Genomic DNA, 13536 nt, shown 5'->3' with positions numbered 1-13536 from the left:
AGACCTCCTATTCATCAATTTGAATTTCTTTTTATAAAATCCAAAATAATTGCAGAAAATTCTATACTTGCGTCATTTCTGTATTCTGGTTCTATCTCATCTAAACTATCAAAAAAGTCTTTTAATTTATTTGCACTTTGCTGTACTTTTGCAATTTGTGTAAAGTGCTTTTCTTGTGCCTGTTGCTGAATATATTGATAATTAAACATTTCGTAAATTGGGTTCATTAAAAATCTTCCTTTCTTTTGTCAATTAAACGAAAATTTATAAAACTAAATTTCTCCTTATTTTCTTCATAGTATTTAGCAGCGGCAGCACATATCATATGGCATAAGTAATCAATGCTTATTTCATATCCTCTTTTTACAATTTTCATTTCTTCTATATTATAAGAAACCATACTTGTTCCATTGTCTAAAAGCGGTTCATTTGAAATAGACAGAACAAATTCATTTTTGTCAATTTTACACCGTTCTTCATTGATTTTTGTAGGTTCAATACTTGGTGTACTTTGATGCAAAAACGAACATCTTAACTGATATAATACTTCTTCGCTTAAATATGGCATATCATTGCTACATTTAGAGTATGCAAAATCAGTTATACAGAAATTTTTACACCAATCTCTATAACGTTTACCAATCCCAATTTCTCCATATTCCGCTCTTCCGCAAGCATCGGGTAATGTTAATGCAAGAGCAAGTGCGGAAAAATAGCAACCGTTGCTTAATGCCTTTTTTACATCATCAACTAATTGAAGAATCATTACTCCACCGCCTTTTTTCCTGTCACATATTCATAGATAAGTGACTTTTTGTATTCTTCCAAATTTGTAATAAGTTTTTCTTTTTTCGAAATGAGATTATCTATTTCTGCGTTTTTTGCATCAAGGTAATCAACAATTTTAAATATTTCTAATTTATTTTTGCTTATAGCCAATTTAATATTCCCTAAATTCTCCATTGATAAATTAGGTTGCGCTGATTGAACAGAATATAATGCAATCACAGTAGGTATAATTCTTGATTGTAAAAAATACCATACATATTTTTTGTAATCTAAAAATTCTTTTTCTAAACGAATAAAAGATACTGCTTGATTTGTATTTGCAGGCAAAAATTCTTCTGGTACTATTGCTGTTTTCCCTATGGAAGCACCTGCAATTACAAACAAAATGTCATTTATTTCTAATTGAGATCTTTTTAATTCCTCGTTTATGTCTTTCGTAATTGAAAATTCAGGCTCTAACCTTAAATCATTACTAACGATATTTTCAGATTTTAAATATCTAACACAATATTTGTGGTCTATTTCCGTTCTCATATCTTTTGGGGTAGTTCCTTTTGAGATCATTTTAGAAAAAAATTTTAATTTACATACTTTCCACTCGCACGGAATTTTGCCTATCCACTCAATACCACTATCTTTCATCGGCACATTTTTATCAAGTCCTTTTGTGACGGCTTCTGTTATAACCGACTGCTTATACTCTTTGTAATTTTCAATACTTGCCTTTGTTTCGAAAATGATTTTATCAATTTCTCTAACCTTGCTGTCAAGGAAATCGGCTATTTTTTTCTGTTCTTGAAGCGGTGGAAGTAAAACTTTGATTTGTCTAAAATCAGTCTTGTTAAATTTAGGTTGTGCTGTACTTTGCGAAATTTCTTTTATTGACATAAAGCCTGCATCACTACAAAAATAATAGTAATAGTACTTGTCGCAATAATCGGTTCTAATTATAATTGCATTAGGTGCAAGTGTCATTTTTTCATATAATTTTGGTACAATATATACTTCGCCAACACCACCTATGTTTGGTAGTAGTAGCTCACCGCCATATAAATTTGAGTTTCTCAAAAAATTGTATGCGTGTTCATCAACATATACAGGTTTACTATTATAACCCTTATTTGATACATCAGCAGTCCTTATTAACATTGCATAATTAGGTTCATCAAGATATTTTACATTTTCCGACAAACTTGCAAAACTACCACTTGCGACATAATCAGTAATTGTATTACAAATTCTACTTGTTTTTTCAATTTCCCACTCACTCGGAATATCGCCTATCCATTCAACACCGCTGTTTTTCATTTCTCTTGTCATTTGCTTTCACGCTCCCCAAACAATGCTTTAAGCGAAGCAGTGATGCTTGCCTCCTGCGAGCTTATAATTTCTGCGATTTCATCGGAACTTCTCGGAGCCTGATATTTATAAAAATATCTTGTAAATGGTATTTCATAGCCAACCTTTGTTTTGCTTTTATCTATCCACGCCGCCGCATTATACGGTTTTACCTCCCTTGCAAAATAGCTATCTATATCTTCCACAAGCGGAACGTTTTCATAATCTCGTTTTGAAGTGTCGGGGACAGGCTGATTTTTCTTGCCTTTGGTTACGATTTCTCCGTTTTCATCATACAGCGGGCTTTCAATCTGAATACGGTTAAAGCCGAAATCCTCATTATTGAAAATTTTGCTTTCGCACACTTTTCCGTCAAAATCATATTCCTTTGTCCTGTAATCTCCGTAAACCTTAACGATAGCCTCACGGCATTTGTCGGTTATATCGTATCTTTTATTTCCTATATTTTTTCTGCGCTGTTCCGCCATTTTGGACGCGTCTATAAGCTGAACCTTGCCCTGTCGGTGCAGAGGTTTATTTTTTGAGATTATCCAGATATATGTTGTAATTCCCGTGTTATAGAATACATCTGTTGAAAGCTGAATTATACAGTCGAGCCAGTCATTTTCTATCATATATCGGCGGATTTCGCTTTCACCGCTTTCAGCCGCACCGGTAAAAAGCGACGAGCCGTTATGTATAATAGCCATTTTGCCGTCGTCTTTCAATTTTGCAATTCCATTTAAATCAAAAAGCATTTGTCCGTCGGATATTTTGGGCAAGCCGACGCCGAATCTGCCGTTGTCGCCCATGGCGTGTTCCGCCTCAACCTCTCTTTTTGCGGTTTTCCATTCGATACCAAACGGCGGATTTGAAATGATATAATCAAATTTATAATTCGGGAATTTATCGTCCGAAAGCGTGTTGCCGAGCTTCATATTATCGGCATTGCCGCCGTGAATAAGGGCGGAGGATTTTGCGATAGCAAATGTTTCGGGATTTAACTCTTGCCCGAATGTTCTGACGTCAGCCTCGGAATCAAGAGCTTTTAACCGCTCCGTCATACAGGTAAGCATTTGAGAAGTACCCATTGTCATATCATAAACCGTCTTTGCAACACCTTCTTCAATTAAAAGGTCTTTATCTTCGGAAATAAGAATATCAGTCATAAGATATATAATATCTCTCGATGTGAAATGCGCTCCGGCTTGTTCGTCATAACTTTCCGAAAATCTCTTTATCAAATCCTCAAAAATATATCCCATATCAACGGAAGTAATTTTATCTGCTCCCATATAGGCACTCGGTTTATTAAACGCCTCTATTACGAGGAATAAAAGACCGTTGTTTGCAAGTTTTTTGATTTCGTTGTCAAACTCGTAATTTTCCAAAATGTCCTGCACATTTTCGGAATATCCTATTATATAATTGCGGAAATTATCTTCAATATGCGTTGCGTCTTCGGTCAGCTTCCCGAAATCATATTTGCTTATGTTGTAAAATGAGTAGCCGGCGGCACGCTCCAAAAAGCCGGATTTAACTTCAAGGTGTTTTACATTTTCGTATGTTTCCAAAACCTTATTCTTTGTCGGAATAAGGCAGTCGTTAAATCTTTTCAAGACGCAAAACGGCAAAATTACTTTTCCGTATTCGTGCGGTTTGTAATAATCACGCAGCAGGTCAGCAACGCTCCATATCAAATTTGACTTTTCCTGTATATTTGTTGTGGTTTGTGTAAATAATTCTGACATTGTCAATTTCTCCTTTATTTATAGTTTAACGTATTATATCTCCATACTCGACCAAATTCACATTACCCATTTCATTTGCTTTATCTTCACAACCTTTAGTAAAGCCGGATTTTGAGAACAGATAATAATATTTAGTTTTGTAATTGAACAGTTCGCTTCGTTTAACAAGTGTTTCCAACACGCCGAGATCGACCTTTTCGTTTGTCCACTTACACTCTGCAAAAAGGGCAGTATTTTTGTCTTGCTCGCCCATAATGTCGATTTCTTCCTGACGCTTTTCTTTCGGATTATTGCCCCACCAGCGACCGAGAGCCGTAAACTCAACAGGGCAGTTGCCGGAAAGGAGCTGTTTCCACAGATACTGTTTACAGATTTCCTCAAAAACCTTGCCCATATAGTCCGAAAGCTGCGGCTCGATACGCTTATATGCCAAATCTGCGGCGCCGCGGGCGATAATTGAATTATTTTCAAACACGAACCGATACCAGAAACGGAACATATTATCTTCAATCGAATAAACCGACTTTCGTGATGCCTTTTCACCATACGGTGTTTCTTTCTGCACAATTCCCAAGTTGATCAAATTTTTGAGATACATTGCGCAAACATTGGTATCTTCGCCGACCTTGCCCGAAATCTCCGACATTCTCGACGCTCCCGTTGCAATAGCAGCAATTATCGCCGTATAGATTGCCGGTTCTCTGACTTCCTGTTTCAAGAGGTTTATCGGCTCTTCATACAAGAATGAAACGGGGTTCAAAAATGTATCTTTGATATTATCCTCAACGCTCAATGCGTCATTAATCTGCAATAGATACTGCGGAGTACCGCCGACAACCCCATAGATAAGTGCCTTATCTTCGGCAGCGAAATTTTCGAAGTAGCGGCAGGTTTCCTCGAAGTCGAACGGCAAAAGCTTCATTTGCGCCGTTCTTCTGCCATACAGAGGCGCTTTATAGGCAAGAACGTGATCTTCCATATACGACATCGATGAACCGCAGAGAATCAGCATCAGCTTTGATTTATCCTTGTATTTATCAATCAAAAGCTGGAGGGTAGAAGCAAGGCTTTTTGATGAACGCGCAACATACGGGTATTCGTCGATTGCAAGAATGATGCGTTCTTTTTCGGCAAGTCGGAACACATATTCGAGCGCCGATTGAAACGACGAGAATATGCTGTCAATCTCCGTACCGCTGACATACTCCATAATGCTCTTTGAAAAATTTTCGAGATTCTGCTTTGCATTGCTCTCGACACCCATAAAATAAATAGCATTTTTATCATCAATAAATTTGTTGATAAGTGCGGTTTTACCCACACGGCGTCTGCCATAGATAACCGCAAATTCAAATTTATCCGATTTGTATAATCTTTCAAGAGCTGAAAGCTCTCGCCCTCTGCCTATAAACATAATTCAACCTCCAATTCGAATTGATATTATTATACCACAGATTTCGCAAATAGTCAAGTATATTTGAGTAATTTATAATTTGATAAGTGTGTTTTATTTATAGCTCCGAACGCATCTCCAAACATCATTCATCAAATTCACAGCACTATCAATTCTATCATCTGAAATATGTCTTTCAGCGTTTGCAGTATGGGCGATCTGATTGATATTGTTGCCAATGTGGTTCAGCTCATTATAAATCTTTAAAAGCTCATCCGTCTTGAGTGGGTGAATCTCACACTCCAATATAAGCTTTGTAATAACCGCCGTCATTGTCAAACCGGAATTTTTTGATAGCCTTTCAAGCTTTTTTCGCACCGCATCGGAAACATAAAAATTCAGTTTATTTGTATTTGCTCTCATTGTTTTTCTCTCCTTTCAAAACAGGGGTTTTAGGGGCAAAGCCACAAACAAGCGGGCTTTTGGGAGTACAAATGCCGTGCTTGCTAATACATTTGCGTACCCAAACTCTATGCTTGCCGCATATAAGACGGCTTCGCCCATAAAATCAACCGCAGCCGTATAAATCGTGATTTACTTCCGCTGTGTAGAAGCTTGATATTGTCTGCGGTGCGTTGTAAATGCAGGTCAGCATATAGGCTTTAATGTTCTTGATTTTGGTTGTATTTTTCTTAATGCAGTCAAGCACATATTCGATATGCTCACTGTTGATTTTTAATAACTGCGACTTTACAACCTCCCTTGCAAAATCATTTCCGGCGATGCGTACCGTTTTGGAATTACCGCATATAGTTTCCGCCATAACACTCACAAGTTCATCAAGCATATCGCCGCTGTACCTCTCGCAAAGAATGTCATAATCGATATTTTCTTTTATCCGATTCGTCATCGCATCTATCTCGTTTGCTGTGATTGATAGATTGATGTTGTTAAAAGAATTATTAATATTTTTATTTATATATTGATTGGGTGCACGCTGTTCACTACGTGGTGCAGATATTTCACTACCCGGTAGTGAAGGCTGTTCATCAGGTGGTGAATTATTTTCATTACCCGGTGGTGCAGACGTTTCACCGGGCAGAGAAAAATCAGGGCTCCCGATAAGCACTTCATAGTCGTTAGCCGTATGATCGCCCTTGCTGCTTCTTCGTTCAGTCTTTTTTATGCAGCCCAACGTCACCAGCTCGCTTATAACATCAATAACCTTTCGCCTGCTGATTCCGCTGTCATCAGCAATCGTCTGATAAGACGGGAAGGCAATATTACTGCTGTTTGAATAACTGCAAATTACGCTGAGAACCACCTTGTGCAGCGGCTTTAATGTATGGCTCCTCAAAATATTATTCGGCATTTGTGTAAATCCCGTATCGTATGTAATTTTCATTCTCGCTCAACTCCTTCCGGGTAAACATATTCGGCAAGCACAAGTTCCTCCGCATAATGCCTTGCAAAATTCATACGCCGCACCCATTCCATTTGATCGGTGCAAGTCGAATCAATGCTTTTTCTGAATTTGCTTATGATGTCATCATACATTTGCTGTGCGCTGTTGTCAGTTTCCTGAATGTAATCCATCAACTTGCCGCTGAGCTTCAAACTTGTATAAAAACAACTGCGGTGAGCTTTTATGTACCTTAAACGCATCATTCCGAATCTGCCGATATTGTACTCTTTGTTTGGCACGGTCAAGTCGGGTAAATAATAATCTCCGTATTTTGTATAACTAATTTTCATTGTCAATCATCCTTTCAAATTCTTGTAATTTTGCCTTAAGTTTCTTTGATTTTACGTGCATATTGTAAAATTTGCTGCTGCTCATAAATTCAAGCAGTGATGACTTTGGAATTTTGTTTGATCTGCCTGTCAAAAAGGCTTTTATCAAGCCTCTGTCAATCCATCCCTGAACCGAGGTTTTGCAATAACCCGTAATCGCTTTTATTTCAAGCACGGTTAAAATATCAGGAGAATCTTCTAACCATTGCTCACAAAATTTGCACCATTTTTTGTCCATAACTCTGCCTTTCTCTTAACTTGTTTTAACTCCTTTTATCTGCCTTTTTGTTTTGCCCTCGTTTTGCCCAAAATGAAATTTTTCTGCAAAAACCAAGACTTTGAAAGCTGCAAGTTTTTATGCCGAAAGCAAAAGAAAAGGAGCTGAAAACCCCGAATATATCAAGGTTTTCAGCTCCTTTTGAAGTTTCTTATCAGTATTTATTTTTCCTTTTGAGAATGTATTTATACAACACTCGAAATCAGGTAGTCGCGCAAGCGGCTCGTGGGTTCGAATCCCACCCTGTCCGCCAATATTTGACAACCCATTTTCAGAAAAATGGGTTGTCTTTTTTGTATAAACAAAAACCGCAGACGGCTTGTCTGCGGTTGCGGTTAACTAAAATTTATAATCGAGTTTTGCCATTTCTGCCTTAACAAAGGGCAAATCTTCGCGGTATGTCATACCGAGCCACGTGTCTTTCGATGTCAAAACTTTAACTTTTGCGTTCTCATTTTTTATAAGCTCGTCCACAAAAACGGGGAGGATATACTCACCTTTGAGCGGGTCTTTGAGGTCTTTTAAGAAATTTACAAAACCGTTTTCAAGCTTTGCAAAAATGTCGGGCATAAATCCCCAAATATTCATTGAAACCTTTGTGTCAAGCGGTAAATCGGTGGTTTTGTCGAGGTTATAATGCTCGGTAACGCTCTTTAAATATCCGTTTTCCACCTCGCACACTCCGCGCGTAACCGTTCCGTTGTCGCTCAACGTGTTGCCCAGCTCGTATGCCGCCATACACATTTCGCTTGACGCGTTGAAATGGTCGGTCAAAATTTTGTAAACGTTTCTGCCGTAGTAATCGTCGGAATTTATAACCGCAAACGGCGTATCCGCAACGTCTTTCGCGCACAGCACCGCCTGAACCGTGCCCCAAGGTTTAACCCTGTCTTTAACGGGCGCAAATCCGCCGGGAAGGTCGTCAAGCTCCTGAAACGCATATGCAACGTCAACTTTTTTCTCAATTCTTTTGCCGATTATCTCACGGAAATCTTTTTCCATAGATTTTTTTATGACAAAAACAACTTTTGTAAAGCCTGCATTAACCGCGTCGTAAACCGAATAGTCAAGCAGAACTTCGCCGTTTTTGCCCACCGGCTCAATTTGTTTCAGACCGCCGAAACGGCTGCCTGCCCCTGCCGCCATTACCAACAGAGTTGAATTCATAAACACTACCCCCAAGTGAATAAAATTTGCAACAGAAATATTATATCACAGTTTGTTAAAATTTGCAAGAATAAATTTTATTGGCGAATAAAAACATAATTTGCAGTTTTTTGGGGGATAATTTTAATTGACTTTTGATGAAAAATGTGATAAAATTTATGCATATACGGGGATGCAATGGTTTCGACGGGGATTTTGCACCCGAAGGAGCGAGTAGCGGCGGGAACCGCTTAAAAATCCCAAATTCTAAATATAAACGCTAACGATAATTTAGCTTACGCTGCCTAATTAACGGCAGCCATCCTTTTGCGGAATAACCGCGTTCTGCAAAAAGGGTGTCATCTTCAGCGGTGAACGTGAACGCGTGACGCTCTATAGCGCGCCACGGACAATAGAGCTACCTTGATTTAACGCGTGTTTGTGCGCGTTTTACCGAGGAAATTTTAATCACAAACTGCACTCGGAGAGCCTTTGGCGAATAGATTTTCGGACAGGAGTTCGATTCTCCTCATCTCCACCACGTCACGGCAGGTCTTTTGGCTTGTCGTGTTTTTTATTCAAAAACACAGCTTCCAGCACTTTTCCGCAAAAAGGTACACTCGGTCTATTCGGATTATTCCGATTGATGATTACTGTGCAAATTTTAATCAAAAAAACAACCGCACCAAAAATTTATGTGCGGTTATTTTACTTTCTTTTATACACTGCCTGGATATAATTTATATGTTCAAATGCTTTTATGCTGCCGTTTTTAATAATCTGCGACTGAATATCTTTTGGGGTGAGGTGTTCATATACCAAAAATCCCAAATCGGACATCATCAGCTCGGCGCTCATAAAATCAAACGACGATTTCATTTCTTCACCGCCCGCTTTTGCCATAGCAATCATATTCTGCACACGGCGGACTTTGGACGTAAACAGTTCTGCGCCGGCATAGTCGAAAACGATTGTACTGCCGTCCGCCATAATTTGGCGCAGTGATTTAAGCGTGTTTTCGATTTCGCTGCGGTAGAGATAATAGCTTACGCCGAGCCACGAGAAAAACGTTTTTTTCTGCGGATTAAAGCCGTTTTTAACAAGCTTTGCCGCTATATTGCCGGTGGTGAAATCAATATTGACAAAGGTTAAATTTTGAGGAATTTCCCAATTTGCACGCTTTATGCGCATAAGCTTGTCTGTCTGTGTTTTGGGGTGGTCAAGCTCAAAAATTTTATATTTTTCCGCAAATTCTTTTTCGCGGAACGCAAATGTGTCAAGTCCGGCGCCCAAAATCACATATTGCTCTGTTCCCGTTCTAACTGCGGTTTTAAGCGCGTTTTCGCAGTATGCGCTTCGGCAAAGCGGAGTGGGGGCAAGGTGTGTGTTCACAAGATACCGCAGTGCATCGGTGTCGGACGAAAAACAGCCTTTTTTGTCCGGCTCAAAAAAATCCATACCGCTCAAAACATAATTTTCAATCATTTTGTACTCGTCATCACTCAAAAGCTTGCGCGCAAGAGTGTCGCGTAACACGGGATTTTCTTCATATTCCGCGTGCACCGCCCTTGCAAACGCCGACATAAGCGAGGTGATACCGCTTCTATCTTCCATAAAAACCTCCTTGATGATTACTGAATAGCGTTTAATTATAACACAAGACTTTTACCTTGTCAACAAATATCTGAAAAACAAAAACCAAAGCCGTGCACAATATCGGCTTTGGTTTTTGCAATATATAAGGAAGATAAGGCGAAAATTTTTAATCAGGCGCTTTTCAGCTCAAGACGGAGTTTATCGGAAATCATAGCAATAAATTCGGAATTTGTCGGTTTTCCTTTACTGCTCATAATTGTGTAGCCGAACATTTCGTCCAAGACTTCGGGGTCGCCTCTGTCCCACGCAACCTCTATTGCGTGGCGGATTGCCCTTTCAACGCGCGACGACGTGGTGTTATACTTTTTCGCCACGGTGGGATAGAGAATTTTTGTAACCGAGTTTATAGCGTCCATATCTTTTATAACCATAATTATCGCGTCGCGCATATACTGATAGCCTTTTATATGCGCAGGTACGCCGATTTTCTGGATAATCGCGGTGACGCCCATTTCGAGGTCGAACGAACCGCCCTGCTGTTTTCCGGGCATTTTCACCGATTTGAACATCGACATTGTTTCTTTAAATTCCCTTACCCTGTCTGCGATAACCGAAAGGTCGGCAGGTTTTATTATGTAATATTTTGCGCCGAGGTTCATTGCGCTTCTTATGATTTTATCGTTGCCGATTGCCGAAATTACGATTACGTTCGGTTTTTTTGTCAGTTCCGAGGTGTTGTTCAGCTTGCTCAATACTCCGAGTCCGTCGAGATTTGGCATAACAACGTCGGTCAAAAGCACGTCCGGCTTGGTTTGAAGCACCATTTCATACGCCTCTTTTCCGTCAAATGCTGCACCGATTAACTCAATATCGTCACAACCTGCAAAATAATCCCTCATTGTTCTGCAAAATTCCTTATTATCGTCCGCAACAACTACTCTAACTTTGTTATTCATACGTTTTTCCTCCAATATTTCTTTTTTGTAATTTAATTATATAATTCTCAATCTTTTTTTACAATAAAAACAAGTTAAAAATACCAATTATTTACAAATATTTACATAAATGTCAAAAATTAGCAAAAGTGTTTTCACGAAAAACGCTGTTTTTCCAAAATAAAATTTATTTTTGCCGAAATTTTGAGGCAAAATTGGAGTGAAAATTGAAAAAAGGCAAAAAAACGGCGTTTTTTGAGCAAAAATATTTTTTGACACCGTTGTGGAAAAAATTGTAAATGTAAAATTTGTCGATATTTGCGGTTGATTATATCGAAATTTTGGTATATAATGAATATATCTGATAAAAAAGGGGTAATTTATCGTGAAAAAAGCAAATTCTATTTCAAAAATAGTGTCCGCGGTGATGAATGTTATCGTTTTAATTGCCGTCTGTTCAGGCTGGGTTAACGTTTTGACCAATTCGGGCGCGCAAAGAATGTATACGCTTTTTGAAATTTCGGATTTATTTTCAAGTTTAAGGCTTTTATTTTCCGGTTTGGGAAATTTCGGCTCGTTTGAAATTGCGCTTACATCGCTGATTGTTTCGTTTTTGGCGTTTGTGATGATTGTTCTTGCGGTTGTTTCGATTGTCTGCGCGGTTATTCCCGAAAGGACGACATACAGATTTAACACCGTTGCAGCTGTGATAAATTCCGTAATCGCGTTTTTGCTTGCCGCGGCTATTGTGGTGCTCAATTTTAAATTCCGATACGCTTCATTTTTCGGTCTTAACATTTCGAGCACATTTCTTCCCACAAGAGCACCGTTTGTTGTAATTGTGTTTTCAATTTTGTCGAGAGTGTTTTTAAATTCGCGTACAAAAAAACCGAAAGCACTGCCCGAACCCGAAAAGCCGGCGGAGCAAAGCAACGGCAAAACGTGCAGTGTGTGCGGTGCGGAGTGTGACAGTGACGCGCAGTTCTGCCGTATCTGCGGAAACGGTTTTAATAATGAAGAAAGTTTTTGTCCGCATTGCGGAAAATCTGTTTCGCCGTCGGCGGTGTTCTGCAATTATTGCGGTAAACGTTTGAATGATGAGCCGGATAATGACGAAAATGCCGATAATGAAAGTGCAGATAATTTGCAGAATGAATATAATACGGAAATCGATCCGGAAGATAACACAGAGAATGACACACATAATGAAGAAAATTTTTAAGAACACGGGAAATTTTTGGGTGAGAGAATTTAAACGGGGCGATGCTTGCATCTCCCCCCCTGCAATAAAATTTGTTTAAAACCGTAGGGGACGATGCCCACAAAAGTCCCGTTTGCAAACAGATTTTTATGCAATAAAAAATCGGAATGGATTAAAGTCCATTCCGACGTGGAGCTGTCTAGCAGATTCGAACTGCCGACCTCTTCCTTACCAAGGAAGTGCTCTGCCTGCTGAGCTAAGACAGCGAAACTGTTTTTCACAGTAACAAAAAATATTATACAATTTTTACTTGTAAAAGTCAATAGTTTTTTTGAAAAAAGTGCAAAAACTGTGATTTACACAAAACAAAAACGGAGAGTGCTATGTTTGACAATACAAAGGTTTTGCAGTGCATACATTTTTTCTATTACCGCGATTCCGAAAAGGTTGTCCGCACGGTTAAGGACTACGAAATCGACTACTATTTGAGCGGCAGCCGAACTATGAATATAAACGGAAAAGAATTTCCTGTCGGAAAAGGCTCGGTGGTTATCCGCCGTCCCGGCGAGGTGGTTTTCAGCTACGGCGAAAGTTACGACTGCTATATCCTGTCGCTCGATTTCAGCGGTAAAATCGACATTCCCGAGGGCGAGTATATCCGTCAGCGTACGGGCAGTGTCCAGCAAAAGTTTGATAATCCCGTTATGAATATGCTTCCGAGCATAATCCGCCCGTCGCACGACGTGGATTATATGCGCATTTTTGAAAAGCTTTGCCGAAATTCTTATCCCAACCCAATCTGCAAAGCGGCGCAAAACCGCCTTGTGAGCGAACTTATGTATGTTCTTGCGGCGGACAGTATCCGCCAAAGCGACAATTTAAGCAGTACGGCGAAAAGTGCGGTCGATATTGCAACCGAGTATATTCAGGAGAATTTCAGACGTAAAATCACGCTGAAAAAACTCTCCGATGTGACAAACTTAAGCCCCAACTATTTTGCACGTCTTTTTAAAGCCGAAACGGGCGTTACGCCCACCGAATACCTTATAAGAATACGCTTTGAAAATGCGAGGGTGCTTCTCGGCGAGACCGATTATCCCATAAAAACCGTCGCGTCGCTGTGCGGATTTTCCGACGAGTCGTTTTTTACATATTCGTTCCGCAAAAGGTTTTTGAAAACACCGCTCGAATACCGTAAATTTTATATGTCGAAAATGTGAAAATATGAATTTTACAAGGTTTGATATTGCAAAAATGTGCCGAAAAACTTAATTTTACACGTTTCTTTGTGCCGAAACACAAAAATTTTAAAAAAA

Annotated in this window: 14 protein-coding genes, 1 tRNA gene and 1 other RNA gene; 3 read left to right on the top strand and 13 right to left on the bottom strand. The window is 39.2% G+C overall.

All coding sequences use genetic code 11. The features are described from left to right. Nucleotides 1-14: 14 nt before the first annotated feature. From H8706_RS05830 to H8706_RS05785, 10 genes are all read right to left on the bottom strand, one after another. A complete protein-coding gene (locus tag H8706_RS05830; RefSeq protein WP_262431866.1) occupies nucleotides 15-227 on the bottom strand; it encodes a hypothetical protein in 213 nt (70 codons plus the stop codon). Next, nucleotides 227-766 (bottom strand): hypothetical protein, encoded by a 540-nt coding sequence (locus H8706_RS05825; protein WP_262431865.1) that lies wholly within the window; start codon nucleotides 764-766, stop codon nucleotides 227-229. Before H8706_RS05825 ends, H8706_RS05830 begins: the two co-directional genes overlap by 1 nt. Continuing rightward, a complete protein-coding gene (locus H8706_RS05820; protein ID WP_262431864.1) occupies nucleotides 766-2109 on the bottom strand; it encodes a restriction endonuclease subunit S in 1344 nt (447 codons plus the stop codon). The genes H8706_RS05825 and H8706_RS05820 overlap by 1 nt, the downstream gene beginning before the upstream one ends. Beyond that, on the bottom strand, nucleotides 2106-3878 hold the full coding sequence (locus H8706_RS05815) for a type I restriction-modification system subunit M (RefSeq protein WP_262431863.1): 1773 nt from the start codon (nucleotides 3876-3878) through the stop codon (nucleotides 2106-2108). Before H8706_RS05815 ends, H8706_RS05820 begins: the two co-directional genes overlap by 4 nt. A gap of 25 nt (nucleotides 3879-3903) precedes the next feature. Further along, on the bottom strand, nucleotides 3904-5292 hold the full coding sequence (locus H8706_RS05810; RefSeq protein ID WP_262431862.1) for an ATP-binding protein: 1389 nt from the start codon (nucleotides 5290-5292) through the stop codon (nucleotides 3904-3906). 93 nt (nucleotides 5293-5385) lie between these two features. Further along, nucleotides 5386-5694, bottom strand: a complete 309-nt coding sequence (locus H8706_RS05805) for a MobC family plasmid mobilization relaxosome protein (protein ID WP_262431861.1) — start codon at nucleotides 5692-5694, stop codon at nucleotides 5386-5388. 145 nt (nucleotides 5695-5839) lie between these two features. Beyond that, entirely contained in the window at nucleotides 5840-6676 is an 837-nt protein-coding gene (locus tag H8706_RS05800) for a helix-turn-helix domain-containing protein (RefSeq protein ID WP_262431860.1), read from the bottom strand. Then, nucleotides 6673-7026, bottom strand: a complete 354-nt coding sequence (locus H8706_RS05795; protein WP_262431859.1) for a TnpV protein — start codon at nucleotides 7024-7026, stop codon at nucleotides 6673-6675. The genes H8706_RS05800 and H8706_RS05795 overlap by 4 nt, the downstream gene beginning before the upstream one ends. Continuing rightward, a complete protein-coding gene (locus H8706_RS05790) occupies nucleotides 7016-7303 on the bottom strand; it encodes a helix-turn-helix domain-containing protein (RefSeq protein ID WP_262431858.1) in 288 nt (95 codons plus the stop codon). Before H8706_RS05790 ends, H8706_RS05795 begins: the two co-directional genes overlap by 11 nt. 378 nt (nucleotides 7304-7681) lie before the next feature. Then, entirely contained in the window at nucleotides 7682-8509 is an 828-nt protein-coding gene (locus tag H8706_RS05785) for a nucleotidyltransferase family protein (protein WP_178347796.1), read from the bottom strand. A gap of 168 nt (nucleotides 8510-8677) precedes the next feature. On the opposite strand from H8706_RS05785, the gene ssrA reads away from it, so the two are divergent. Further along, nucleotides 8678-9029: a transfer-messenger RNA gene (ssrA, locus tag H8706_RS05780) on the top strand. Between the two features lie 167 nt (nucleotides 9030-9196). Here the strand turns inward: ssrA and H8706_RS05775 are convergent. Next, on the bottom strand, nucleotides 9197-10102 hold the full coding sequence (locus H8706_RS05775; protein ID WP_262431857.1) for a class I SAM-dependent methyltransferase: 906 nt from the start codon (nucleotides 10100-10102) through the stop codon (nucleotides 9197-9199). A 152-nt stretch (nucleotides 10103-10254) separates the two neighbouring features. After that, nucleotides 10255-11040 carry a sporulation transcription factor Spo0A gene (gene spo0A / locus H8706_RS05770; protein ID WP_178347798.1) on the bottom strand — a complete coding sequence of 262 codons (786 nt, stop codon included), beginning with the start codon at nucleotides 11038-11040 and terminating at the stop codon, nucleotides 10255-10257. A gap of 364 nt (nucleotides 11041-11404) precedes the next feature. Between spo0A and H8706_RS05765 the strand changes: the two genes are divergently transcribed. After that, nucleotides 11405-12241, top strand: a complete 837-nt coding sequence (locus tag H8706_RS05765; protein WP_262431856.1) for a zinc ribbon domain-containing protein — start codon at nucleotides 11405-11407, stop codon at nucleotides 12239-12241. A gap of 169 nt (nucleotides 12242-12410) precedes the next feature. On the opposite strand, the gene H8706_RS05760 is transcribed toward H8706_RS05765, so the two are convergent. Then, a tRNA-Thr gene (locus tag H8706_RS05760) sits at nucleotides 12411-12486 on the bottom strand. Between the two features lie 117 nt (nucleotides 12487-12603). Here H8706_RS05760 and H8706_RS05755 point away from each other — a divergent pair. Beyond that, complete coding sequence (locus tag H8706_RS05755; protein ID WP_178347800.1) at nucleotides 12604-13440, top strand: helix-turn-helix domain-containing protein; 837 nt, start codon at nucleotides 12604-12606, stop codon at nucleotides 13438-13440. Nucleotides 13441-13536 lie beyond the last annotated feature (96 nt).

Origin of the sequence: Qingrenia yutianensis, from assembly GCF_014385105.1 — a bacterium.
Classification (GTDB): Bacteria; Bacillota; Clostridia; order UMGS1810; family UMGS1810; genus Qingrenia; species Qingrenia yutianensis.
Note: the sequence above shows the minus strand (reverse complement) of the source record. Positions and strands in the feature narration are given on the sequence as shown.